Source organism: Peribacillus sp. NPDC096448 (assembly GCF_044762675.1).
GTDB classification, from domain to species: Bacteria; Bacillota; Bacilli; order Bacillales; family DSM-1321; genus Peribacillus; species Peribacillus frigoritolerans_B.
Genome location: NZ_JBIWEU010000016.1, coordinates 1 through 24,578, shown reverse-complemented (window position 1 = coordinate 24,578; position 24,578 = coordinate 1). Strand labels below are relative to the sequence as shown.

At 41.1% G+C, this 24,578-nt stretch carries 30 protein-coding genes; 19 read left to right on the top strand and 11 right to left on the bottom strand.

Features of this window, described 5'->3' with window-relative positions:
* Positions 1 to 223: 223 nt before the first annotated feature.
* Positions 224 to 409: a hypothetical protein gene (locus ACIQ0C_RS22035; RefSeq protein ID WP_403063995.1), complete on the bottom strand. Its 186-nt coding sequence runs from the start codon at positions 407 to 409 to the stop codon at positions 224 to 226.
* 110 nt (positions 410 to 519) lie between these two features.
* Positions 520 to 1,446, bottom strand: a complete 927-nt coding sequence (locus tag ACIQ0C_RS22030) for a glycine-rich domain-containing protein (protein WP_403063993.1) — start codon at positions 1,444 to 1,446, stop codon at positions 520 to 522.
* Between the two features lie 261 nt (positions 1,447 to 1,707).
* Between ACIQ0C_RS22030 and ACIQ0C_RS22025 the strand changes: the two genes are divergently transcribed.
* The 5 genes from ACIQ0C_RS22025 to ACIQ0C_RS22005 all read left to right on the top strand — a co-directional run bounded on the left by ACIQ0C_RS22025 (position 1,708) and on the right by ACIQ0C_RS22005 (position 6,031).
* Positions 1,708 to 1,938 (top strand): excisionase family DNA-binding protein, encoded by a 231-nt coding sequence (locus tag ACIQ0C_RS22025; protein ID WP_402842647.1) that lies wholly within the window; start codon positions 1,708 to 1,710, stop codon positions 1,936 to 1,938.
* Between the two features lie 446 nt (positions 1,939 to 2,384).
* Positions 2,385 to 3,407, top strand: coding sequence for an AI-2E family transporter (locus tag ACIQ0C_RS22020; RefSeq protein WP_403063990.1), 1,023 nt, complete (start codon positions 2,385 to 2,387; stop codon positions 3,405 to 3,407).
* Between the two features lie 348 nt (positions 3,408 to 3,755).
* Positions 3,756 to 4,577 carry a basic amino acid ABC transporter substrate-binding protein gene (locus tag ACIQ0C_RS22015; protein ID WP_402842642.1) on the top strand — a complete coding sequence of 274 codons (822 nt, stop codon included), beginning with the start codon at positions 3,756 to 3,758 and terminating at the stop codon, positions 4,575 to 4,577.
* Between the two features lie 78 nt (positions 4,578 to 4,655).
* A complete protein-coding gene (locus ACIQ0C_RS22010; protein ID WP_402842639.1) occupies positions 4,656 to 5,312 on the top strand; it encodes an amino acid ABC transporter permease in 657 nt (218 codons plus the stop codon).
* Positions 5,309 to 6,031, top strand: coding sequence for an amino acid ABC transporter ATP-binding protein (locus ACIQ0C_RS22005; RefSeq protein ID WP_403063987.1), 723 nt, complete (start codon positions 5,309 to 5,311; stop codon positions 6,029 to 6,031). The genes ACIQ0C_RS22010 and ACIQ0C_RS22005 overlap by 4 nt, the downstream gene beginning before the upstream one ends.
* A gap of 63 nt (positions 6,032 to 6,094) precedes the next feature.
* Here the strand turns inward: ACIQ0C_RS22005 and ACIQ0C_RS22000 are convergent, their stop codons facing one another.
* From ACIQ0C_RS22000 to ACIQ0C_RS21990, 3 genes are all read right to left on the bottom strand, one after another.
* Positions 6,095 to 6,466: a hypothetical protein gene (locus ACIQ0C_RS22000; protein ID WP_403063984.1), complete on the bottom strand. Its 372-nt coding sequence runs from the start codon at positions 6,464 to 6,466 to the stop codon at positions 6,095 to 6,097.
* Between the two features lie 159 nt (positions 6,467 to 6,625).
* Entirely contained in the window at positions 6,626 to 7,510 is an 885-nt protein-coding gene (gene cidR, locus ACIQ0C_RS21995; RefSeq protein ID WP_402842635.1) for a cidABC operon transcriptional activator CidR, read from the bottom strand.
* 167 nt (positions 7,511 to 7,677) lie between these two features.
* Positions 7,678 to 8,103 carry a universal stress protein gene (locus ACIQ0C_RS21990; RefSeq protein ID WP_403064073.1) on the bottom strand — a complete coding sequence of 142 codons (426 nt, stop codon included), beginning with the start codon at positions 8,101 to 8,103 and terminating at the stop codon, positions 7,678 to 7,680.
* Positions 8,104 to 8,268: 165 nt separating this feature from the next.
* Between ACIQ0C_RS21990 and ACIQ0C_RS21985 the strand changes: the two genes are divergently transcribed.
* The 5 genes from ACIQ0C_RS21985 to ACIQ0C_RS21965 all read left to right on the top strand — a co-directional run bounded on the left by ACIQ0C_RS21985 (position 8,269) and on the right by ACIQ0C_RS21965 (position 13,622).
* Positions 8,269 to 8,664 carry a MerR family transcriptional regulator gene (locus ACIQ0C_RS21985; protein ID WP_403063981.1) on the top strand — a complete coding sequence of 132 codons (396 nt, stop codon included), beginning with the start codon at positions 8,269 to 8,271 and terminating at the stop codon, positions 8,662 to 8,664.
* A 73-nt stretch (positions 8,665 to 8,737) separates the two neighbouring features.
* On the top strand, positions 8,738 to 9,505 hold the full coding sequence (locus tag ACIQ0C_RS21980; protein WP_403063978.1) for a 3-hydroxyacyl-CoA dehydrogenase: 768 nt from the start codon (positions 8,738 to 8,740) through the stop codon (positions 9,503 to 9,505).
* Between the two features lie 80 nt (positions 9,506 to 9,585).
* Positions 9,586 to 10,731 (top strand): acyl-CoA dehydrogenase family protein, encoded by a 1,146-nt coding sequence (locus tag ACIQ0C_RS21975; protein ID WP_403063975.1) that lies wholly within the window; start codon positions 9,586 to 9,588, stop codon positions 10,729 to 10,731.
* A gap of 27 nt (positions 10,732 to 10,758) precedes the next feature.
* Entirely contained in the window at positions 10,759 to 11,910 is a 1,152-nt protein-coding gene (locus ACIQ0C_RS21970; protein ID WP_403063972.1) for a thiolase family protein, read from the top strand.
* A 131-nt stretch (positions 11,911 to 12,041) separates the two neighbouring features.
* Positions 12,042 to 13,622, top strand: coding sequence for a fatty acid--CoA ligase (locus tag ACIQ0C_RS21965; protein WP_403063969.1), 1,581 nt, complete (start codon positions 12,042 to 12,044; stop codon positions 13,620 to 13,622).
* Positions 13,623 to 13,991: 369 nt separating this feature from the next.
* On the opposite strand, the gene ACIQ0C_RS21960 is transcribed toward ACIQ0C_RS21965, so the two are convergent.
* From ACIQ0C_RS21960 to ACIQ0C_RS21950, 3 genes are all read right to left on the bottom strand, one after another.
* Entirely contained in the window at positions 13,992 to 14,174 is a 183-nt protein-coding gene (locus ACIQ0C_RS21960; RefSeq protein ID WP_034306455.1) for a YfhD family protein, read from the bottom strand.
* A 108-nt stretch (positions 14,175 to 14,282) separates the two neighbouring features.
* Positions 14,283 to 14,405, bottom strand: a complete 123-nt coding sequence (locus ACIQ0C_RS21955; protein ID WP_252279825.1) for a YfhE family protein — start codon at positions 14,403 to 14,405, stop codon at positions 14,283 to 14,285.
* Positions 14,406 to 14,457: 52 nt separating this feature from the next.
* Positions 14,458 to 15,378, bottom strand: a complete 921-nt coding sequence (locus ACIQ0C_RS21950) for a TIGR01777 family oxidoreductase (RefSeq protein ID WP_403064070.1) — start codon at positions 15,376 to 15,378, stop codon at positions 14,458 to 14,460.
* A 125-nt stretch (positions 15,379 to 15,503) separates the two neighbouring features.
* On the opposite strand from ACIQ0C_RS21950, the gene recX reads away from it, so the two are divergent.
* Both recX and ACIQ0C_RS21940 read left to right on the top strand, forming a co-directional pair.
* Positions 15,504 to 16,301 (top strand): recombination regulator RecX, encoded by a 798-nt coding sequence (gene recX, locus ACIQ0C_RS21945; protein WP_403063966.1) that lies wholly within the window; start codon positions 15,504 to 15,506, stop codon positions 16,299 to 16,301.
* A 75-nt stretch (positions 16,302 to 16,376) separates the two neighbouring features.
* Positions 16,377 to 16,688: a YfhH family protein gene (locus tag ACIQ0C_RS21940; protein ID WP_403063963.1), complete on the top strand. Its 312-nt coding sequence runs from the start codon at positions 16,377 to 16,379 to the stop codon at positions 16,686 to 16,688.
* Between the two features lie 41 nt (positions 16,689 to 16,729).
* Here ACIQ0C_RS21940 and ACIQ0C_RS21935 read toward each other — a convergent pair whose 3' ends face one another.
* The gene (locus ACIQ0C_RS21935; RefSeq protein ID WP_034305387.1) at positions 16,730 to 16,885 is read right to left on the bottom strand and encodes a small, acid-soluble spore protein K; all 156 of its coding nucleotides are present in this window, start codon (positions 16,883 to 16,885) and stop codon (positions 16,730 to 16,732) included.
* A gap of 113 nt (positions 16,886 to 16,998) precedes the next feature.
* On the opposite strand from ACIQ0C_RS21935, the gene ACIQ0C_RS21930 reads away from it, so the two are divergent.
* Entirely contained in the window at positions 16,999 to 17,265 is a 267-nt protein-coding gene (locus ACIQ0C_RS21930) for a YfhJ family protein (protein WP_096339008.1), read from the top strand.
* Positions 17,266 to 17,315: 50 nt separating this feature from the next.
* On the opposite strand, the gene ACIQ0C_RS21925 is transcribed toward ACIQ0C_RS21930, so the two are convergent.
* Positions 17,316 to 18,293 (bottom strand): metal-dependent hydrolase, encoded by a 978-nt coding sequence (locus ACIQ0C_RS21925; RefSeq protein WP_403063960.1) that lies wholly within the window; start codon positions 18,291 to 18,293, stop codon positions 17,316 to 17,318.
* 208 nt (positions 18,294 to 18,501) lie between these two features.
* Here ACIQ0C_RS21925 and mutY point away from each other — a divergent pair, with 208 nt between their 5' ends.
* On the top strand, positions 18,502 to 19,620 hold the full coding sequence (gene mutY, locus ACIQ0C_RS21920) for an A/G-specific adenine glycosylase (protein WP_403063957.1): 1,119 nt from the start codon (positions 18,502 to 18,504) through the stop codon (positions 19,618 to 19,620).
* A gap of 247 nt (positions 19,621 to 19,867) precedes the next feature.
* Here mutY and ACIQ0C_RS21915 read toward each other — a convergent pair whose 3' ends face one another.
* Complete coding sequence (locus ACIQ0C_RS21915) at positions 19,868 to 20,092, bottom strand: hypothetical protein (RefSeq protein ID WP_402842605.1); 225 nt, start codon at positions 20,090 to 20,092, stop codon at positions 19,868 to 19,870.
* 68 nt (positions 20,093 to 20,160) lie between these two features.
* Between ACIQ0C_RS21915 and fabL the strand changes: the two genes are divergently transcribed.
* The 5 genes from fabL to ACIQ0C_RS21890 all read left to right on the top strand — a co-directional run bounded on the left by fabL (position 20,161) and on the right by ACIQ0C_RS21890 (position 24,439).
* Entirely contained in the window at positions 20,161 to 20,910 is a 750-nt protein-coding gene (fabL, locus tag ACIQ0C_RS21910) for an enoyl-[acyl-carrier-protein] reductase FabL (RefSeq protein ID WP_402842602.1), read from the top strand.
* Between the two features lie 81 nt (positions 20,911 to 20,991).
* Positions 20,992 to 21,267: a gamma-type small acid-soluble spore protein gene (locus tag ACIQ0C_RS21905; protein WP_403063954.1), complete on the top strand. Its 276-nt coding sequence runs from the start codon at positions 20,992 to 20,994 to the stop codon at positions 21,265 to 21,267.
* A 160-nt stretch (positions 21,268 to 21,427) separates the two neighbouring features.
* Positions 21,428 to 21,682, top strand: a complete 255-nt coding sequence (locus ACIQ0C_RS21900; protein ID WP_063577340.1) for a YgaB family protein — start codon at positions 21,428 to 21,430, stop codon at positions 21,680 to 21,682.
* Positions 21,683 to 21,915: 233 nt separating this feature from the next.
* Positions 21,916 to 22,446, top strand: a complete 531-nt coding sequence (ntdP, locus tag ACIQ0C_RS21895; protein ID WP_048685440.1) for a nucleoside tri-diphosphate phosphatase — start codon at positions 21,916 to 21,918, stop codon at positions 22,444 to 22,446.
* A 244-nt stretch (positions 22,447 to 22,690) separates the two neighbouring features.
* Positions 22,691 to 24,439, top strand: coding sequence for an ABC transporter ATP-binding protein (locus ACIQ0C_RS21890; protein WP_402842594.1), 1,749 nt, complete (start codon positions 22,691 to 22,693; stop codon positions 24,437 to 24,439).
* Positions 24,440 to 24,578: the final 139 nt, after the last annotated feature.

The following is a 24,578-nucleotide window of genomic DNA, read 5'->3' as shown; positions in this document are numbered from 1 at the left end:
AGCGATGCTTACCTTTAACTTGGAGAAGAGAGCTCAATGCACATGTCTAATAATGGCCTAAGAGAGTGGGCTTGCAGGGTCCAATCTCAAAACCTTGGACCAAAATTCAAAGTGGTTCGGAATTTATAAATTCCGAACCACTTTTGTCTACAAACCGATAGCATTTAAAAGTACTCTTTTCCTTCTTCTATTTTCTTGATTTCTTCTTGCCAATCATGAATTTCTATTTCACTGCTATATTAGTTTGCAAAACATTCATTAAAAATGGTGAAAGGACATTTCTATATTTTTTTAGTTCTTGAATCAATTTCACTCGATCTTCAGTTAAACCTTGTACTAATTTTTTCTTGTTTTCCAAATTTGCATATACAAAAACTGGTCTGAATTTCCGTATCTCTTTATCATCCATATCAGCAGTAAATCCTTTAAATTTGAGTAACAAACTCAGCTTCATCAATCCAGTTTACATTTTTACTAATGCTTGTGTAAAAACACTTGGATTTTTTCCAAGCGAAAAGCTCAAGACGAACAAGAACTGCATGAAGAACAGCTGGAAGAGGAATCAGTACTGCTGTCATGGGAACTGTTATGGCCACCATGATTGGCATGGCCGGAGCCGGAGGAAACTGTGTTCGATTCATTCCCGAATATATCTTTAAATTCGCTGTCAAAATCATCGGTGCTTGCATAAGTGAAATAGGCAGGAGCTGCGTAGTCCGTCTGGTCGTACGTTTTCCGCCAATTCAATTCTTTCATGGGGCGATTTCCTTTAAATTGGGAAGTGAAGGCTTCAAAGGTCCGCTCCGCTTGCATACTTGTCGGTTTCCGCATATATTTCTCTTTTAACTGCTCCAGCTCCAACGTTTCAAAATCGCGGAGAAGCGTTTGCCCTTTATCATGTTTGAAAAATTTTCCCCACCTTTGAATGGAATGGGAGTCCACCGTAAATAGCTGTACATAGTAAAAGTCAAAAAGAGTGCGCTCTTCGGGTTTGAAAACGGGTTCTGAATGAGGATGGTGCTTAATGGTCCTACCGATGAAAGCCTGGCAAAACTGATCATATTCCTGTCTATAATTCAGCATGATATGCCACAATTCATCGATGACTGAATTAAACATTTCAACTTTTCCAAACACTGCAGCCATAATCAAATAGCGTTTCAATTCACGCCAAGCCTGATTGACTTTTACCTGTGAGTCCCGTGGATGCTTCAGTCGGAATTCAGTATTGACCTTTTCCATATAATTAAAATCAAGTGCTGTATTAAGCTTTTCTATCAATGTTTCTGAAACGATTTCCGTTGCATGCAGATCTAAAGTTTCCTCACGGTATTTATGGAATTCATTTTGATAGCGTTCCAATTTAGCTTGCTCACTTAGCCTTTTAACGAAATTGACCAGTAAAACAGCAAAAATTGCCGCAAGAATGACATAAAAGAAGGTCATTTTTGTCCACTCCTCTTAATCTATGGATATAATACTTTAACATTATCTTACATGTTCTTGGAAGGGATTGTAAGTTTTTGTTTGGATTTGCTTGCAAAATGTTCCTTTGGCAAAAATCGATTAAGCTGTGGAGGTTGCATGCCAAAACCCTGAAACTGTTTCGTCCTTTCCATGGCATGTAAGGGACTTTCAATCATTAAATCAAGCACTTCAAATAATGCCTCATATCTAGTATAGTTAGAGGGGAAAAGGGGTGAAGGCATGTACTTGACAGTAAAAGAGACTGCGGAATATCTATCGATGCCGGAAACTTATATAGAAAATTTGATCATTCAAAATAAAATTCGCACCGTTCATGATGGTGAGCAGCATTTGATTTTTAAAGAGCAGTTTAATATGCATCTTGAACAGATGGAGAAATATAAGAAGCAATTAGCGGATTATTATAACGAACCTATCCCTGAAGATATCGATGTGAAGGATGAAGATTAGCATCTTTCCATTTGGCAGATGTTGGGTTTGTTGACAAAAGGGGGAAGGTGCGAGACTCATGCGGGAAAAGCGCGTCTAGGGGAGATCCCGCAGGCGCAAACCGGGGAGGCTCCACGATCGCCCGCGGAAAGCGAGTGCCTGAAGCGGAAATCAACGTCCAAATTCTAAAACATAATAAAAACCTTAGATATACTAGATTTTCATTGAGTTTGTCTACGGTCTGGCATCTGCCGATTTGGCAGATGTTTTTTCATGCAGAAATGGCTGTGAAATCAATTGTCGAATTTTCGAAAATGGTCTTAACTACGTCTCCATCCCGGATCTTACTGATCATTCAAATAATTTTGTTGTCAATGCAAGGTAATTGTAGTAGAATTCCTCAATTCCGTGTAAAATGAAAGGTAGATGGAATTATCACGGCAGAATGGTAGTTAGGAGATAGGTAAGTGGTAAAAGAGTATTTGCAAAGCGAAGGTTTTTCAAGGTTAATTACATTAATTGTGTTAGTCCTCTTTTTAATAAGCATCGGCAGTATGGTTAATATCGTGTTATTCACATTTGTTTTCACTTTCCTGATGGGAAGGCTGGAGCAATTCATCATGATTCGGCTGAATAAAGTGATGCATATCAACTCCAAGGTTGTTATAAGCTTTTTATATGCAGTCGTCATTTCTTGTTTAGCCATCGTACTTTATAAATATCTACCGGTCATTACGCTACAATTCACGGAATTAGTGACACAGATCGTTTTCTTCTTTCAACATCCACCAGATAGTAGGGTCATTCAATATGCCATTAATATAATGAACGAGCTGGAATCGCCGCTCGATCTTCAAAAACAGATGAATACACTCTATCTTTATATATCCGATTTCGGTAAACTGGCATTTCAAATTTTCATTTCCATGTTGCTTAGTCTATTTTTCTTATTGGAAAAAGATAAAATCATTCGATTCACTTCTAAATTCAAGCGGGCCAAATTTAAATCTTTCTTTATAAACTTAAGCCACTTTGGCGTCAAATTCATCAATTCATTCGGAAAGGTGATTGAGGTCCAGTTCTTGATAGCCATTACGAATGCCGTCCTATCCGTAACTTTCTTATGGATTCTTGGCTTCCCGCAGTTGCTCGGTCTAGGGATCATGATTTTCTTCCTTGGTTTGATTCCGGTTGCAGGGGTCATCATCTCCCTCATCCCGCTTAGCATGATTGCCTATAGCATCGGCGGCATGCCCAAAGTGATTGCTGTATTAATCATGATTGTTGTGATCCATGCAATTGAAAGCTATATTTTAAATCCGAAATTCATGTCGGCAAAGACAAATCTTCCAACATTTTTCACCTTCATCATCCTATTGTTTTCCGAGCATTTCCTTGGGATATGGGGATTGATCATCGGAATACCGATCTTCATCTTCCTGTTGGATATGTTAGATATCGAAGAGGGGAATATGGAAGCCCCAAAATAATCTTTATAATCTTTTGAGCAGCGGCCACATTAATATGGCCGCTGCTTATTTTTGTTCTATTAAATCTTTTGAAAGGTGGCGCTAACTGTTTTCAATATAATATCCATTAGTTCGAGTAAAGGGGAAAAGGGTGCATCTTTCCCTATTAGAGCTTAATTGCGTTTTTGATTTACCGAGTTAATGGATTAAAATTTTATTTTACTAAAGTTATTTATCGACTTTTTATTGCATAAAAAAACAAATAAACGTATAATATTCTTAAAAGAATATACTGAAAGTTCTCTAAAGTTTGATTTATCTGTTTTTTTAAAAAAAAAGAGAGTTTACGAGAGAGAAGAGGGGATTATTTTGAAAAAGGTTTCTTTTTTAGTGTTTGCCATGGTAGCTTCTTTGTTACTAGTCATGACTGGATGCGGGAAGGGTAAGGAAGTCTCGACAACTGGTAAAGAAGAAGAGTCCAATGGAAAGACACTCAGGATCGTGACGGACGCCAACTATGCTCCATTTGAATATCTTGAAGGCGATAAGATTGTAGGATTCGATGTCGATTTCATCAATGCCGTTGCAAAAGAAGCGGGTTATGAAGTTAAATTGGAAAGTGTTGGTTGGGATCCGATTTTTGTTGAAATCGAAGGTAAAAGAGCGGATGTCGCCATATCTGCGATTACAGTGAATGATGAAAGAAAACAATCTTATGACTTCTCGGTTCCGTATTTCTTATCCACAAACAAGATTCTCGTTCCGGAGAATAGTGATATAAAATCAGGAGATGAATTGAAAGGAAACGTCGTTGCCGTTCAGACTGGTACAACCGGACAGGAAGCGGTAGAGAAACTCCTTGGAAAGAATCACAAGGATATCAAAAAATTCGAAAATAATAACCTGGCCATTCAGGAATTACTAAAAGGCGGGGCTTCGGCTGTCGTAGCTGATAATACGGTTGTTGAAGAATATGTGAAAAATAACCCCGATCAAAAACTGAAAGTCGTTGAAGATAGCAAAAGTTTCAATGAGGAATTTTATGGTCTCATGTTCCCAAAAGGCAGTGAATTGAAATCGGAGTTCGATAAAGCCGTGAATGCCATTTATGAAAATGGGAAATATGCAGAAATTTACAAAGAATGGTTTGGTACTGATCCAGATATAGAAGCATTGAAAGCACAACAATAAAATCAAATGGATAGAAAAAGATTGCGTAACTTTACGTGTGAAGTTACGCAGTTTTTTTGGCCTTAGGAGGGAAACAAAATGAGCTTTCGCTGGGATATTATTTTTGAATATGCACCTTTCCTATTAAAAGGAACATTGCTTACTATAGGGCTGTCGGTTTCCTCCATCCTCATCGGAACTTTTTTGGGGTTATTGATCGGTTTAGGGAAACTCATGAGAAACAAAGTGCTTGCCTTTCCATTTTACTGTTATGTCACGGTTTTTCGCGGAACACCGCTTTTAGTTCAAATCTTTTTAATCCATTTTGGAATTGTACCCTTTTTTACCGGGGAAACAAATGCAGTAGCTGCCGGTGTCATTGCTTTATCTTTAAATGCAGCCGCATATATTGCCGAAATTTTCCGGGCGGGCATTCAATCCATCGATAAAGGGCAAATGGAAGGAGCGCGTTCATTGGGAATGACCCATATCCAAACAATGGTACATGTTGTATTGCCTCAAGCTTTCAAACGGATGATTCCTCCGTTAGGAAATGAATTCATCGTATTATTGAAGGATTCATCCCTGCTTTGTGTCATTGCTGCCCCGGAATTAATGTATTGGGGGAAAGCGATGGGGAGTCAGTACTTCAAAGTGTGGGAGCCATACTTGGCGTGTGCCTTCATCTATCTATTCCTGACCCTCATTTTAAGTTTCGTATTAAATAGACTCGAAAGAAGGTTGAAAACAGAATGATAAAGGTGGAGAATCTAAAGAAGTCATTTGGCGAAAATGATGTATTGAAAAATATCAATGCAATCGTTTCCCCTCGGGAAGTAGTCGTGGTAATTGGTCCTTCTGGGTCGGGTAAATCCACTTTCCTCAGGTGCATCAATCAACTTGAAACGATAACGGGAGGCCATATTTTCATTGAAGGGCTTGATACGACAGACAAGAAGGTCAATATCAATAAAGTCCGGACCGAAGTTGGCATGGTATTTCAGCATTTTAACTTATTTCCTCATAAGACTGTTCTTGAGAATATAATGCTTGCGCCTATAAAGGTCCGCAAGATATCCAAAGAACAGGCATCCAAAAGAGGAATGGAACTGCTTAAGAAAGTGGGACTTGCAGAGAAAGCGAACGCATATCCGGATTCATTATCGGGGGGACAAAAGCAACGTGTCGCAATTGCCAGGGCTTTGGCGATGGAACCCAAAATCATGCTATTCGACGAGCCGACTTCCGCCCTGGACCCGGAAATGGTCGGTGAAGTCCTTGAGGTTATGAAGCAACTGGCTAAGGAAGGCATGACCATGGTAGTTGTGACCCATGAGATGGGGTTTGCAAAAGAAGTTGGAGATCGCGTGATTTTCATGGACGAAGGTTATATTATTGAAGAAAATATTCCTAGTGAGATTTTTAATAATCCCCAGCAGGAAAGAACGAAAGCCTTTTTGAGTAAAGTGCTTTAATGGCACGTAAAGAAAAAAACCTTCCATAAAGGGAGGTTTTTTTTCGGAGTATATCAGGGGGCTTCATTTGATGCATGAAGCGCCTAAAAGCGATTCAGGGCTTTTACCGAGCACAAGCATACTGATTTTGGCATATCCAATATTTTTATTTTGGGAGAAGGTCTGAAGTAATACATGGATATTCGGGTCATCCTTTAACTTTTGAACTTCCTCTATATATAATCCGATAACGGAGGGCATAACGAATTCAGGGGTGTATTCGTTAGGGTTTTCATCCATGAGTAACGTGCCCATAAATTGATATTTAAATTGAAGAGCCCGTGTTAAGGCAATGACATGGAGCAGTTTTTTAAATAGTTCGGGGGAAGAATATTTAATTTTCTCCAGAGCTGCTTCTGTTGCCTGTAACTCATCGACACTAGATAAAGTGATCATGAATATCTCCTTTTTAGAATATATGGCATCCATCAGCATTTACCGTGCTTTTTACTTATACTAGTCTAACCCCGCCGAAATGCATTGTAAAATGGTTAGTTGTTATCATGTGCATAACCCAAATCTATGATAGTGCTTACATCAATCATGCTGGATAATTCACTCCTTATGAGACAATGCTTCCCTCGTATATTTCAGCCATTCTTTTGCAGCGTATGAAAGGTAATGGTCCTTACTCCAAATGAATCCTAAATTCCAATTAATTGAGGGATTCTTAACCTTGATTGTCTTTACACGCTCATCATGACGGCACAAACTTTCAGGTAATAAAGCAACGCCAAGTTTACAGTAAACCATTTCCTCAATAAAATCCCAGCGAGAGCTTTCCGTGACAATATGTGGAGAAAAACCAGCTTCATTACAGGATGAAATGATAAGATCTCGAAGGACGTAATCTTTATTGAATAAGATGAAAGATTCGTTTTCCAAGTCGGCCAAATCAATTTCTTCCACACAAGCATGGGGATGGGAGGGATGAACAATTAAGTTGATGTCCTCTTCCAAAAAAGCAAAATGATGAAAAAGTGCGGTGTTGGTTGGCAGGACTATTACGCCTATATCGATTAAATCATTTTGGACGGATTCTTCTATCTTCTTTGAACCATCCTCTACTAATTGAAAGGTGATATTGGGATAGTCCTCGTGAAAACGGCTAAGAATTCGGGGGAAGAAAGAAGCGTCGATGATCGGCGGCAGCCCGATGCGTATATGTCCCTTTTTCAAACCTAATAAATTGTCCATTTCCGTTTCTAAATTGTGAAAGGCCTTATCGATCAATTTTGCCTGCTCTAAGACGACCCTGCCTGCATCGGTCAAGATCAGTTGCTTGCGTGAACGATCAAAAAGCTCAACACCTAGCTCGGTTTCCAGGTTTTTAATCATCTTGCTGATGGTCGGCTGGGTAATGAATAAATGGTCGGCAGCCCGAGTGAAGCTATTGAAATTGGTTACCTCTATAAAGTATTGCAAATGTTTAATATCCATTGCGTCACCTGTTATCCTCGTTTAAAATTAGTTTCATTTTACCCGTAAACGGAAGTGTTTGTAAAACATGAAAAGTTTGGAGTTCCCTGCACGCATAAATAAGCTGGATTCCAAGGGGGAACCCAGCTTATGAAAGGGGTGGCTATAAAGAGTACCTGCCGTAAATTTCATTTGACCAACAAGACGGGCACTGGGGAATGCTGGACGATATAGTGGCTCACGCTGCCTAGGAATTCCTTGAAGCCGCTCAACCCGCGGCTGCCCATGATGATAAGGTCACAATTCTGGGACTTTGCATGTTCCAATAAAGTCGTGATGGCTGAACCCTCTACGACAAATGTTTGGGATGCATTCGGGATTTCGGATAAAAGCGCTTCCGCTTTTTTAATCACTTCATTGCCGTACTTGAGCATGGTTTCTTCAATTTCCTGAAAAGCATTGCCATATATATTTGGCTTGATTGGCAGCGTTACGGCGTGAAGCACCTGGATTTCGATAGCGGGATCCAGCTTCGCTAATTCAATCGCTTTTTCTAAAGACTTAAGTGCCAATTCCGATTCATCATAAGCAACTAATATTTTTGAACATAGCATCAATCGATCATTCCCTTCATTAAAAGACTATACCCATAGTATATCAATTTAAATCTTTCATGCAGTTTCATATATTATAAATTTTGTGAATATTTCATTGAAGTTTACGTTAACGTCAATGTTAAAATAAAGGTAAATAATCCCTTTGTAAAGTGTGGTTTTAACATGTACACCATTTCTGAATTAGCAAAAGAATTCGGATTGACGACAAGGACCCTCCGATATTATGAGGAACTGGGTATGCTTAGGCCAATGCGTACCGAAACGGGAAAAAGAGTTTATGGAAAGAAAGAATATGCACAGCTCAAAATCATAATGCGCGGGAAGAAATATGGTTTTTCGTTAGTGGAAATTAAGGAAATAGTCCTTTTATTCGATAAGGATAGGACAGGCATAAAGCAATTGGAAAAAACGATTGAAACTGCAGGACAGAAGTTAAACGAAATTAATGAACGAATTAAAGAGCTGGACGGGTTGAAGCAGGATTTTGAACAGGTAATCAAAGGCTTTACCGAAACCCTTCATGACTTGAAAATGAACGATAAAACAGGCAAGAGGTGAAATTAATCTTGAAAATAGGTTTTGATGATAGTGAAAGATGAATATATATTCTAGAAACAAATGGGGTGAGGATTTGGAAATTCAAGAAACCATTGCAGTTGTGACAGGCGGAGCTTCAGGTCTGGGAGCCGCGACAGTAAGAAACATCATTAAAAAAGGAGGAAAAGCGGTCATATTTGACCTCTCGGAAGAAAATGGCGCTAAAATGGCTCAGGAATTGGGAGATTCAGTCCTGTTCATTAAAACGGATGTTACCAGTGAAGAAAGCGTAGAGGCAGCGTTGGGTGGAGGAATGAAAAAATTCGGGAGCATCAATACGGTCATTAACTGTGCAGGCATTGCGATTGCAGAGAAGGTCATAGGCAGAAAAGGTGCACATCAATTGAAAGCGTTCTCAAATGTCGTGCAAATCAATTTGGTCGGTACGTTTAATGTAATACGGCTTGCGGCGGAAAAAATGGTCGATAATGAACCGAACCAAGAGGGGGAGCGTGGGGTCATTATCAATACAGCTTCGGTAGCTGCTTTTGAAGGACAAATCGGACAAGCCGCATATAGTGCCTCCAAGGGTGGAATTGTCGGTATGACTCTGCCGATCGCAAGGGAGCTTGCCACCAAAGGGATACGTGTCGTATCGATTGCACCGGGTCTATTCCATACTCCGATGTTCGATTCATTACCTGAAGAAGCTAGGATGTCATTAGGGAAAACCGTGCCATTCCCATCAAGGCTCGGGTATCCAGAAGAGTACGCTAAACTAACGGAAAGCATCATAACCAATCCAATGCTGAATGGGGAAACCATCCGACTGGATGGGGCCATTAGAATGTCACCAAGGTAAGTTGTTAATCCCTTCAGGGTAATCCATTGTAAATCTAGAAAAAGAAGCTCCGACAAAGGAATGGAAAGGAGATAAAACAGATGAAGCATCCATATCTAAGTGAAGAACATGAAATTTTCCGTAAGTCCTTCCGAAAGTTTTTAGAGAAAGAAGCAGTTCCCCACTATGAACGATGGGAAGAAGAGAGGATCATTCCCCGGTCTTTTTGGGTTAAAATGGGGGAACAGGGATTTATATGTCCGGATCTTGAAGAAGATTATGGGGGTTCCGGGGTAGATTGGGGCTTTGCCGTTATAATTAATGAGGAATTGGAAAGGGTTGGTTCTGGGTTCATTGGTTTCGGACTTCACAGTGACATCACCGTTCCGTATATTTCCGCATACGGAACAGAGTCGCAGAAACAGCGCTGGCTTCCTAAATGCACGACAGGGGAAATCATTACAGCCATTGCCATGACAGAGCCTGGTACAGGTTCGGATTTGGCCAATATAAAAACGACTGCCATTTTGGATGGAGATTATTACATATTAAATGGCCAAAAGACATTCATCACAAATGGCATTCATTCTGATTTAGTCATTGTTGCCTGTAAAACGGATCCCAGTGCCGTTCCGAAACATAAAGGCGTAAGCTTAGTCGTGGTCGAAAGGGATACACCCGGGTTTTCGAGGGGGAGAAAACTGAAGAAACTTGGCTTGCACAGTCAGGATACAGCAGAACTCATCTTCGAGGATTGCCGTGTTCCAAAGGAAAACCTGCTTGGAGAAGAAGGCAAGGGGTTTACTTACTTAATGGAAAAACTGCAGCAGGAACGACTTGTGGTGGCAATTTGTGCACAAACCGCGTCTGAGGATATGCTGGTCGATACGATTGAGTACGTGAAGGGCAGGGAAGCGTTCGGAAAATCAGTAAGTCAGTTTCAAAATACTCAATTCAAAATCGCGGAAATGGCAACGGAGATCAAAATGGGGCGTGCCTTCCTAGATCAATTGATCGCCAAACATATGGCTGGTGAACAGGTTGTAACGGAAGTTTCGATGGCAAAATGGCGTTTGACGGAGACTGCCAGAAAAATATCCATTGAATGCATGCAGCTCCATGGCGGCTATGGATATATGGAGGAATACAAGATTGCCAGAAGGTATCGGGATGTTCCGGTAGCAAGCATCTATGCCGGGACAAATGAAATCATGAAGAAAATCATCGCTAAGAACCTGGGCCTATAATAAAAGGATGAGAGGGGAAGAGAGTATATGCGGGAAGTGGTTATCGTTGAAGGGATTCGCACGCCGGTAGGCAGAAGGAACGGTGTCTTGAAAGACGTTCGCCCTGATGATCTGGCAGGTGAAGTATTGAAGAGTCTGATTGAAAAGGCGGGCATCGATCCGGCTATTGTCGATGATGTAATTTTAGGCTGTGTTTCACAGTCGGGTGAACAGGCCGGTGATATAGCAAGGGTTGCTGCACTTATTGCCGGATTTCCGATTGAAGTGCCGGGAACGACGATTGACCGTCAATGCGGATCAAGTCAGCAGGCAGTACATTTCGCTTCCCAGGCCATCTTGTCGGGTGATATGGATGTGGTAGTGGCCGGTGGAGTGGAAAACATGTCAAGAGTTCCCATGGGATCTAATTATCAAGGTGCTGTAACAAGCCAAAAGTATATGAAATTATATGAGGTGATCAACCAAGGGTTATCAGCTGAAAGAATCGCCGATAAGTGGGGAATAACACGAAAAGATTGTGATCAGTTTTCCGTTGAGAGTCATGCCAAGGCAATACGTGCACAAAAAGAAGGGCATTTTAACCGTGAAATGATATCAGTAACGGGTACTGATAAAGAAGGAAATCAAATCGAAGTTACGGAAGATCAAGGACCAAGGGGCGGAACTACGCTTGAAGTGCTTGCTGGGTTGAAACCGGTTTTTCAAGAAGACGGTTTAATCCATGCAGGGAACTCAAGTCAGATCAGTGACGGTGCTGCCGCTTTATTATTGATGGAACGCAGTAAAGCCGAAGAACTTGGATTGAAGGCGCGCTTTAAAGTGCATACACGGGTTGTTGTCGGGGCAGATCCTACCCTGATGCTAACGGGACCAATACCCGCCACCAAAAAAGCTTTGGAAAAAGCAGGTCTTACAATTGATGATATCGATATCTTTGAAGTGAATGAGGCTTTCGCTCCTGTACCGATTGCCTGGCTAAAAGAAACGGGGGCAGACCCCAAGAAGCTGAATCCAAATGGCGGGGCGATTGCCCTGGGGCATCCTCTTGGCGGCAGCGGGGCCCGATTGATGGTGTCCATGATTCATGAGTTAGAAAGGACGGGCGGCCGTTATGGGCTACAAACAATGTGTGAAGGCCACGGCATGGCGAATGCGACCATCATTGAAAGATTGGACTGAATCTGGACTTCCATTTATGAATATTCGTAATTCGCACGAAAGTAAAAAGCTGAAAAAGGGATGAAGCCGACCATCGGCAGGCTTTACTGAATTCTTCCTGTTGATGGTGGTTACTTGAGGAGGAAAATGATATGTCAGTAACGATTAAAAATATCTTTGATCAGACGGTTCAGGAATTCCCCATTAAAGAAGCTATCTACGACGTGAGAAGGAATATCCGCTATACGTACATTCAATGGAATGAACAGGTGAATAGGTTGGCGGCGGCCCTTCAAGCGGAAGGGGTGCGAAAAGGGGACAGGGTCTCTACGTACCTTTACAACAATGAAGAGCTTGCAACAGCGTTCTTTGCCTGTGCAAAAATAGGTGCAATCTTTAATCCGATCAACTTCCGTTTAATGCCGGAAGAGTTGGCCTTCATCTTGAACGAAGCTGCTCCAAAGGTCGTTTTATTCGAACATGAATTGGAAACGAACGTTGCCGCGGTTGAAAAGCGATTTCCGGAAACGGCCTTCTGGTATATTGATGAGGATGTGCCTGGGTATGCCAAAGGTTACCGCCAGAAATTGGCCAGTATCTCATCAAAGCCAGATGAAGTGGAAGTGCACGAAGATGACATTTATGCCATCATGTATACGAGCGGGACAACCGGACGTCCCAAAGGGGTCATTCACCTTCATAAAGACATGGTCAAACAAGCCGGGATTTTAATAGAGGCCATGAAGTATGAACGCTCTGATATCGGTTTGATTACTGCCCCGATGTTTCATTGTGCTGAATTGCACTGCTCTTTTTTACCTCGCGTACAGGTCGGTGCCGCTAATGTCATATTACATCAGTTTAATCCCAAAAAGGTCATGGAACTGATTGAATCCGAGGGGATCACCAAGTTTTTTGCTGCACCAACGATGTGGAACATGCTCATTCAGGAAAACTTGGAGAAGTATAAATTCCAGAGTTTGAGGCTAGGGCTTTATGGAGCAGCCCCGATGGCTCCATCACTTGTACGTGCCTGTCAGGAGAAACTTGGCATCCAGTTCATCCAAGCTTATGGAATGACTGAAATGGGTCCCGCCATCACTCTCCTAATGGAGGAAGATCAAATTAGGAAAGCGGGTTCTGCTGGCAAGGCATGTTCCGATCATGAAATCATCATTGCCCGTCCGAATGACGAAGGGCCATCGGATCCCGGGGATATGCTGGAACCTAGGGAAACAGGGGAAATCCTCGTAAAGGGTCCGTGCATCATGCAAGGTTACTTTCAAAAAGAAAGAGAGACCGAAAAGGCGCTCTACAAAGGCTGGTACCATTCCGGTGACATCGGCTTCCTGGATGAAGATGGATATCTGTGGGTCAAGGACCGTGTGGACGACATGATTATTTCTGGAGGGGAAAATATTTATCCACGCGAAGTGGAGGATACACTATATGAGCATCAAGGAATTCTTGACTGTGCAGTAATTGGTCAGCCGGATGATCAATGGGGAGAAACGGTAACGGCTTTCATCGTAGCCAAAGACCCTTCGCTTGCGGAAACCGATTTAGAAACTTGGTGTAAGAACAGTAATACTCTGGCGAACTATAAACGTCCAAGGAGATATATCTTCTGTAATGAACTGCCTCGGAATGCAAGTGGGAAGATACAAAAGTTCTTGCTTCGTAAACAGTTGGAAGAAAATGTTGATGGCAAAGGTTTGGGGAACCTTCTTTAATGCAGGGGGCGGCATCCGATACAACACCACGTTATGATCGGAAAAGTCATTTAGAATTGCTGGGAATGTAATAGAGATGGATGAATTATTATATAAATAATAATCCTGTGGAACAAATGACGGAGAGAGAATAGTTATCCACAACAAAAATGCAGGGTGGTTAGCGCAATATCTCCTTTATCCACATAATCCACAGGGTTATCCAGAAATAACATTATTTTCATGTTAATAAGGTGGTTTATTGTGCTTATTTTTTATCAGTATTTTCAGAATATATCCACAATATACACAGGGGTGTGGATAAGCTGTGTGAATAATGAAAAAACAAGGGGCTGAATTACAGCCCCTTCGTTTGGTTTATTCTGCTTATTAGCGGCGATTATGAGCACGGCGGTCTGCCGCATTTGCACGGGCTTGTGCCTCGATATCTTCCTGGTCAGCCAGTTCTGAAGAATATTCAACGTCAAGTCCGTCACTTTTCAGGTTTTTGGGAACCTGAGGAAGTTTCTGTTTGTTCTTATCTCGATTATGGTGTATGTTATTTCGTCCCATGTTATCGCCCCCTGGAATAAAGAATAAGCTGGAGATGAATTCACTAATCATCTCCAGCTTATTTTGTGTAGAGTGGCTGTTCAAAATGTACGGGAAAAAACTCCAAACTTAACGACGGGATTTCTTCTCGGTATATCCACCAGCTTTATCTGCTTTTTTAAATTCGCGAGCATAAAGAATCGCTTGTGTACTGGTTAAGTTACTTTTCTCTTTATCGTGCTTTTTGAGCAATTAGATCATCTCCATTCACTTAATATCCCTATTTTTTCCTAAAATGACCCATTCATACGTGGGAATCTTCTTTTAAGATATTTTGTAAAGCTTCTTTAAGGGTTGGAAAGGAGAAGGTGAATCCTTCCTCTTTAAGTTTAGTGGGAAGGACATTTTGCCCCTCAAGTACAAGTATGCTCATTTCCCCCAACAGTTTCTTGAGGAAGAAGGGGGGGACGGTTAACCAATGGGGCCGGTGCAAGGCAACTCCTATCGTTTTCCCGAATGTATCCATCTGAACGGGGTTCGGTGCCGTAAAATTGACTGGACCTTCTATCCGAGCATCTTTCATGCAAAAGATGATTGCACGGACCGCGTCATGGATATGAATCCAGGAAAGCCACTGATTCCCTTTGCCAACCTTTCCTCCGCCAAATAGTTTATAGGGGAGAGCCATCATTGGCAGTGCGCCGTCTTTTTCCCCAAGAATCACCCCGAATCTTGTTAAGATCAACCTATTACTGTAAGAGCGTGATTTAGCTGCTTCCTTTTCCCATAGTTGAACAGTACGGGCCAAGAAATCATCACCAATGGATTCAGAGGTTTCAGTAAAGGTTTCATCGTCCGAAATACCATAATACCCGATTGCACTTGCATTAATGATGACGGACAATTTATCGGGCAGTATGGAAATGATCCGGTTCATCTCTTTGGAAGCTTCGATCCTGCTTTCGACAATCCGGCGCTTTCGTTCAGGTGTCCAACGGCCGTTGTTCAGAGATTCACCAGCAAGGTTAATGAACACATCGAGCCCCTCCAAGTACTTTTCTGGCTTTGCATCCTCGGTCAGCCAGCCGATATATGTCAAATTAATCTGTTTTTTAAATTTTTCGGGATGACGGGTCAAAATATATATATCATGATTTTCTTTTGATAATTCATCAATAAGGGCTTTGCCGACAAAACCGCTTCCACCAGCAATGGCTATTTTCATGAAAACCACTTCCTTTCCCTGTCTTTCCTTCACTTTAACATGCCCATGTTCTTTTTTCATTTTTAGACATGCTATATATAGAAATGGTAAACGTAAAGGGGTAAAGTAGGTGTGGGGGTGAATTTATGCCAAACATAACAAAAATAACAACCCAAAAGAAACGTAAAGATCGTTATAACATCTTCGTTGACGAAAAATATTCCTTCAGTGTAGACGAAGAAGTGCTATTGAAATTTCATTTGAAAAAGGGTATGGAACTTGATGACCTGCTTTTGGCCGAAATACAATTCCATGATGAAATCCAAAAAGCATTTACCGATGCTCTTAATTATTTATCATACCGGATGCGCTCGGAATCGGAAATTCGCCTTCATTTAAAAAAGAAGGAAACGGAAGAGCCGATCATTAAGGAAGCGATACATAAACTATACAGTTTTAACTATTTAGACGACCTTGAATTTTCCAAGGCTTACGTACGGACCCATGTGAATGGAGGGAATAAAGGGCCCACCACCCTTAAGCTTGAGCTTAAGGAAAAAGGGGTGCAAGATAAGTTGATTGTCGAGGCATTGAAGGAGTACCCCTATGATATTCAAATTGAACATGCAAGGAATCTTGCTGGAAAAGCGGTCAAAAAGGAAAAAAACATTTCCGAGCGAGCTTTAAGGCTGAAAGTTGAACAAACCTTGTTACGGAAAGGTTTCCCTAGAGATGTCATCCATGAAGCACTTGAGGGTGTGACGGTTGAAAAGGATGAGGATGAACAATGGGATTCCCTTTGCCACCATGCCGAAAAAATGCAACGCCGATATAAAAACCATGAAGGCTTTGAATATGAACAAAAAATGAAGCAGGCATTATACCGAAAAGGTTTTCCAATAGAATTGATTGAGCGTTATCTTTCCAATCCAGATGATGATTAAGTGCATCAATAGCCAAATCACAAAATTTTGTTTAATATAGAAGTAAATTAATAATTCATTTGAGGAGTCATATATATGAGCGACGTAAGATATAGCAAGATGTCTGCCTATGAACTACAACAGGAAATTGCAGCGTTGACTGAAAAAGCGAGAAAAGCAGAGCAATTGGGAATGGTTAATGAATTTTCAGTATTGGAACGAAAAGTGACGATGGCCAAGGCTTATTTGTTAAATCCGGATGATTTCAAAAAAGGTGAAATATATCAAATTGACGGAGATCCCGGCGTCTATTTCAAAATTGATTATATGAATGGCGTATTCGCTTGGGGTTACCGCTTGGGTGGAAGCGGTAAGGAAGAAGCACTCCCGATTTCAATGCTGAAATAAAAAGGAACCGGGAAAGTACCCGATTCCTTCTGATGTACCTTTTAATTCGATCGCTCGTTTGAAGCTTTCATTCTTTCTTGAGGGTGTGTATTAATACTTCCATCTGCACGCTTTGAAGCATATCTTGCCTTTGCACGAGGCTCGCCTTGGAATTTATTATTGTTTTGGTTGGGGAATCCTTTTTGTTTATTTCGCAAATTTTTCTCCTCCAAGCATCAGATTAAAGAAAGAAGCGTTTCCGCTTACCACTAGTATGGGTATGGAACAGTATAGTTCATTCTGTAAAAATATTGGCAATGAGGTGGTTCTAATGAATGATTACCATGAAAGATTAACCAAGATACTGCTTGAGAAAAATGAACACATCACGTATGAGCAAGCTTTGACTTGGGTGGAATTATTATGGGAAGATTTCGAGGCGACCTATGCAAAGGCCGGGCATGAATATGCCGGAGAAGAAATGACATCACGCGTTGTAAGGACCTGGATTGATAATTACGGAGAGCAATTCCACGAATTCATTGCAAAAAACCCTAAATATAAACAGTTATTAAATCAGCAGAATCGACTGCATTAAAAAAAGCTGATTCCAGAGGGGGTCCCTGGAATCAGCTCTTTTTCAATATACTACAAAATAATATTCAATTTCTTCTGCAGTTTCGCTTCGCTAAAGATCCAGCCGGTATAAGAATTCAAGATATTCAATTCGCTGTCTAAATGGACCACGGCCACAAACGGGTAATATCCATTGCTGCGGTATCTTAAATCGATGAAACGGACTTCATAATATTCTTTTATCTGTTCGATTTCGAAGCGGTAAACCGGAGAAAAGGACAGAAAGGCTGCCAAGTTGATATCCTTCTTGGCGGCTTCGAGAATTTCACTTTCAGGCAATGGCACTCGATCGAACGTATCAAGAATCTTCACATATCCATTATCGGCCCGTGCCACATAATAATTCTTTTCAGTAATCACTGCAATTTTCCAGCGGTGAAAACGCATGGTCGGTGATAATAGAATTTTCCTTGCTCCAGGAATTTGCTTTTTGACCACTTTTTTTATAAAAGCTTGTTCCCTGAACCTGGAAATGTAATAAATGACGAGTATTCCATAAATGGAAAGAAATAAATAGCCTGGAGGAAATCCAAAGCCCCATAATATCAGTCCGGCAACATGTATTCCAAAAATGAACGGATCGAATGTATTGATGACCCCTAAAGCTATCCATTTTGATGATATCGGCCTAAGAGCCTGGGTCCCATAAGCATTGAATATATCCACGAATACGTGAAGGAATACGGCTAAAAAGGTCCAAAGCCAAAGATGAAGGTAATTTGCTTCAGGTATGATGGCGAAAATTGCTCCGCTGATAATCAAGGGCCAAAGTAAAACAGCGGGTATGGAATGCGTGATTCCACGGTGGTTACGTATATATACAGCGTTATTCCTTAATTTTAAAACGGTGTCAATGTCCGGAGCTTGTGATCCCAATATCGTACCTGCTATGACTGCACTTGCAGTAACTGGGCTCTGCGCAATGACGGGATCTAATGTGGCAAGACCTCCAAGAGCAATTCCCATGACAAAGTGAGTACCTGTATCCAAAAAACTAACCTCCCTGCCACAATTTGAAAAAAATGGTCTTCTTTCATCATACCGTATTTATATATTAACCATCAAATGAATATAATTTTGACTTATTTCAAGTGACCCGTTACAAATAAATGGATATGAACATGATATTAAAAAAAGAATGGCCTACTATAGGTATTCCCAATTTTGATAAGAGTGTAACATCTTTGGAGGAACTGATGTGAAAGAAATAACGATCCCAACAATAGAAAAAATAAAAATCGATGAATTTCAAAAAGATTTGGTTTCCTGGTTTCTCGAAGAACAAAGAGAATTGCCATGGAGGGAAAATAAGGACCCGTACCGCGTTTGGGTTTCTGAAATAATGCTGCAGCAAACGAGAGTGGACACGGTGATTCCTTATTTCAACCGGTTTGTGGAATGGTTCCCGACACTCGAGGATTTTGCCAATGCCGATGAAGAGAAAATCCTAAAAGCTTGGGAAGGGCTGGGATATTACTCGCGTGTAAGAAATCTGCATAGTGCCGTTCAGGAAGTGAAGGAATCCTACAATGGGATCGTACCGGATGATCCCGAGGAAATCTCCAAATTGAAAGGTGTCGGCCCTTATACTGCTGGTGCGATTCTTAGTATCGCATACGGCAAGCCGGAGCCAGCCGTTGATGGAAACGTCATGCGTGTTTTATCAAGGATATTAATGATATATGAAGACATAGCAAAGCCGAAGACAAGAAAAACATTCGAAGCTGCCGTCAGAAAGCTGATCGATCATGAACATACTTCAGCCTTCAATCAAGCCTTGATGGAACTTGGAGCATTAATCTGCACACCAGGTAAGCCTGCTTGCCTATTATGCCCCGTTCAAAGTCATTGTCTAGCATTTGAAGCTGGGGTCCAGTCGGAATTACCGGTAAAAATCCAAAAGAAAAAAACGCGGGATGTACCAATTGTAGCTGCCGTTTTAACGAATGAAAAAGGTGAATTTTTAATTCACAAGCGATCTTCAGAAGGATTGCTTGCAAATCTTTGGGAGTACCCGAATTTCGAAAATCATTCAACCCTTTTGCATAAGAGGGAATTCTTCGCGAGCCGGTTTCAGGAAATGTATGGCGTCAAACCGGAAATCACTGAATCACTTGTGAGAATTGAGCATGTTTTCTCACATCTCGTTTGGAAAGTGGACACGTATATCGGAGTGCTCAAAGAAGCCATCAGTGAAGAGACATTAAGTGAACAGCAACTTAAGTGGGTGAGTGAAGCAGAAATGGAGCAGTTAGCATTTCCGGTTTCCCACCAAAAAATGATGAAGGCGTATAAAGAAAAAGAGTGTATTGAATAACGATTAAGGGTTCAATCATCATACTCATACATGGGGGGCGTATTGTAAATCCTTAGGAACAGGCAGGGGCATTTCAGAATGAAAAAAGAATTCGGTAATGTAATTCTTAGGGGCAGCCCTGATTTGCCCAATGTCCATAACGTCTGATAATAAATAAAAAACGCGCTAGTGGTATTATGCTAAAAGAGGATATCCGCTAAGATATCCTCTTCCTTTTGTTGATTTTCGAAGCCATATCCGTATAAAATCAATCGTAACTGGTTTGCGTTCCGTGGGTATAATCGGCTTCCTGCCTATTAAGTCCGCCTCTATTTTCAATTTCTTTGATGATTTCGCTATGGATAGTCTGTCCTTCTTGGTTTAAATAAGGTACCATTTGTTGAAGGGAGTGATGAAAATAGGCAAGTTCACCATTTTCCCAATCCGATTTTTTCATCATCGACAACTCAGTCATATCACGTCCAACATACATAACAGTAACACTCCTTAAAAAAATGATTTTTATTACTCGGTGTTTACTCAGAAAGGATGAATAAACGAATGGAACAAAAAGTGGCACTCGTTACAGGTAGCAGTAAAGGTTTAGGCAGAAGCACGGCAATAAGGCTTGCGGAGGAAGGTTACGACCTCGTTATTAATTATGCCCGGAGCAAGTCGAAAGCATTAGAAGTGGCAGCCGAAATTGAGGCGTTGGGGCGAAAAGCCCTTGTAGTTAAGGCAAATGTCGGTGATGTTGCGAAAGTGAAAAGCATGTTCGAGGAAATCGATGCTTATTACGGACGTTTGGATATCTTCATCAATAATGCGGCCTCAGGAGTGCAGCGTCCATTGATGGAGCTGGAGGAATCCCATTGGAACTGGACCATGGACATCAATACAAAAGCACTCCTTTTCTGCGCACAGGAAGCGGCGAAATTAATGGAGAGGAACGGCGGGGGAAAAATCGTCAGCATCAGTTCACTAGGATCCATTCGCTATTTGAAAAATTATACAGCTGTTGGAGTTTCCAAAGCTGCGCTTGAAGCCCTGACAAGATATTTAGCGGTCGAACTGGCTGCTAAAAATATTTGTGTCAATGCCGTTTCAGGCGGTGTGATCGATACGGATGCCCTGAAGTCTTTCCCGAATCGGGATGAAATGCTTGCTGAGGCGGCAGAACAGACTCCCGCTGGACGGATGGTCGAGGTGGAAGATATGGTGAATACCATCCTGTTTTTAATTTCCGATGGAGCCGGGATGATTCGTGGACAAACCGTAATAGTTGATGGAGGCATTTCATTGCTTGTTTAATGTAACTGGAAAAATTTAAATGATTTTTGTTGGATAGCACTCCTGGATAATGGTTATCTTATTATCGTGGAGGTGATATCAATGGCTAAAAACATGAATAAATCACAAGCAGGTACTGACGTTCAACAAGTAAGACAACAAAACGCGCAATCTCAGCAAGGTCAAGGCCAATTCGGTACAGAATTCGCTTCTGAAACTAACGTTCAAGAAGTGAGACAACAAAACGCGCAATCTCAACAAAGAAAAGGCCAAGGTCAAGCACAAGGCCAATTCGGTACAGAGTTTGCTTCTGAAACTAACGTTCAAGAAGTGAAACAACAAAACCAAAAATCTCAAAGCAATAAAAGCCAAGGCTAATTGCCGATGAAAAGCATCCTTCTTATGAAGGGTGCTTTTTTTTGCCTTTCATTGAATTCGACAAATGTTTCGTTGTGTTTACATTTTATGTCAAAGGAGAAAGCTGATAAAAATAGAATATACATACTATAGAAAAAATACAGATTAGGAAGGTGCATTCATGGAGGAATTTAACCGGCTTATAAACAACCAGTTGAAAACGATGGATAAGCTTTTACTTTTACAATCCGAAATCGAAAGATGCCAAGATATAGAGAAGCAGCTCCTTGCCCTTGAAGAGGAGAGTGAAGCGGTCACCATTCAGGAAGAGATTCAACTTAAAAAGCAGGAATTGAAAAGTATCCATGATATGTTCGAAAAGCAAACGGAAGAAGTCATCCGTTATTTTCAGCAAGGACAGGCAGCCATACGATAAATAACCGGCTAATTTCTTAGATGAAATGGGTGGATGGTCAGACTTTTTCGACTTATTTACACATTTTCACTGGGAGATTAGCCACTTTTGTTTTAAATTTATGAATAAATCGCTATAATATAGGAATATAGGGTAAATGGAAAAAAGTATATATTTTAAATACACACAACAACTGCAAACGGAATAGGGCACAGTACGCTGTCAGGGTGTCTATAGAAAGTAGGGAGAGATTAATGGGGATTGTTCCTGCCGAAGGAGGAAAAATCCAAATCCATAGCTATAAACATAATGGACATATCCATCGTATCTGGGAAGAGACAACCGTTTTAAAAGGGACCCAAAATCTGGTGATAGCAGCGAATGACCGTACTATGGTAACGGAATCAGATGGAAGGACCTGGATTACGAGAGAGCCGGCGATTTGCTATTTTCATTCAAAGTATTGGTTTAATGTTATTGGTATGTTGAGAGAGGACGGGGTTTATTATTATTGCAATATCAGTTCGCCGTTCACATACGATTCGGGAGCATTGAAATACATTGATTATGACCTGGACATTAAAGTATTCCCAGATATGACGTTTAATTTGCTGGATGAGGATGAATATGAAAGGCATCGGAAAGAAATGAATTACCCGGATGCCATCGATTCAATATTGAAACAGAACGTAGACTATTTGATTTATATGATACGCCAGCGAAAAGGACCATTCTCCGCAGAGTTTATTGATAGTTGGTATGAACGCTTTTTAACCTATCGATGATAGAAAAGGCCTGCTGCATAATATGGCAGGCTTTTTCATTGTGTATCGTAACTACACGACTGATTCAATCTTTCAAGAATGCAGGAACCATTAAACCTCCTACAAATGTTTATGAAAGTAATCCTTTTGATAGTTAATTATCGAAAAAGAAAATATAATTGAATAGTGCATATAAGATTCCCAATTGACTGTTATGGGCTTTTTTTAGCATTTGGAATTATTGATTAAGAAAAGGAGGAATCCCGTGGGGAGCATTAAGAGATATTTGCAATTCGTCAAACCATATAAATGGCAGATAATCGGGACGGTACTGATTGGATTGCTAAAGTTCGCGATTCCGCTTTTGCTTCCATTGCTCAGTAAGTATATAGTGGATGACATCATCGGAAACGGTGACCTGTCCAAAGCCGTGAAGTCCGAACGCCTTTTATGGGCAATGGCCATCATGATATTCATTTTCGTTGCAGTCAGGCCGCCGATTGAGTATTACCGTCAATATTTCGCTCAATGGACCGGAACGAAAATCTTATATGATATTCGTAATGATTTATTCACTCATATACAGAAATTGAGTTTTAAATATTATTCCAATACAAGGGTGGGCGAAGTCATTTCGAGGATGATCACGGATGTGGAACAAACGAAGAACTTTGTCATCACGGGTCTGATGAACCTTTGGCTCGATATCGCAACGATCATCATAGTGATAGTCATCATGTTTACAATGGACGTTAAGTTAACCATTGTATCCATCATCATGCTTCCATTTTACGCATTTTCGATTAAGCATTTCTTTGGCAAGCTGAGAACTTATACAAGGATTCGGTCCCAAGCGTTAGCGGATGTACAGAGTCACCTTCATGAACGGGTTTCAGGGATGTCAGTCATCAAAAGCTTTGCGATTGAAGACAGGGAACAGGTATTGTTTGCAAAGCAGAACAAGAATTTCCTCGATAAGGCCCTAAAGCATACGAGCTGGAATGCCAAGTCATTTGCTGTCGTTAATACAATCACGGATATTGCCCCCCTGCTCGTGATAGGATTTGCCGGTTATCAGGTCATTCATGAACAATTGTCACTGGGCACCATGGTTGCTTTCGTCGGTTTCATTGATCGGCTATATAATCCCCTCAGACGTTTAGTTAACTCTTCGACGACAATGACCCAGACATTGGCGTCCATGGACAGGGTTTTTGAGTTTGTGGATGAGAAGTATGATATCGATGACGAACCAGGGGCGAAAGAGCTGAAGCATGTGGATGGCCGAATAACGTTTCAGGATGTATCGTTTGCTTACGACGAGAAAGAGGCACCCGTTTTAAAACATATAAACTTGGATGTTAAACCAGGGGAAACCATTGCACTTGTCGGGATGAGCGGCGGCGGGAAATCCTCGATCGTCAGTTTGATTTCCCGTTTCTATGATGTAACGGAGGGAAGGGTATTATTGGATGGGATGGATATCCGTAAATATCAAGTCCGCAGCCTAAGAGATAAAATAGGAATGGTTCTACAGGATAATATCTTATTTAGTGAATCGGTTAAGGCCAACATTCTTATGGGACGACCTGATGCAAGTGATGAAGAAGTATTTGAAGCGGCAAAGGCGGCGAATGCTCATGACTTCATCATGAGTCTAAAAGAAGGGTATGAAACGAAAGTCGGGGAGCGGGGAGTAAAATTATCCGGTGGCCAAAAGCAACGGGTGGCCATTGCGAGGGTATTTTTGAAAAACCCTCCAATCCTCGTTCTCGACGAAGCCACCTCCGCATTGGATTTGGAAAGTGAACACTATATCCAGGAGGCGCTGGACATTTTGGCGAAAAACCGGACCACGATCATCGTGGCCCATCGGTTATCAACCATCACGCATGCCGATCGGATCATTCATATCGATAATGGGGAAATTACCGAAATGGGAACACACGAAGAACTTATGAAAAAGCAAGGGCATTATTACAACCTATTTCAAGTACAACAATTGGATTCTTAAGGAGAAAAGGCAATACAAGTTAAAAAAAGAAGACCATTCCGCTAATGAAGTGAACCCAAAAAGTTAGACACTTTATTTAATTAGGAAACCTTGAGGGCATGAACCCGGTAATCTACTGGGCTCATGCCTTTTAATTTCA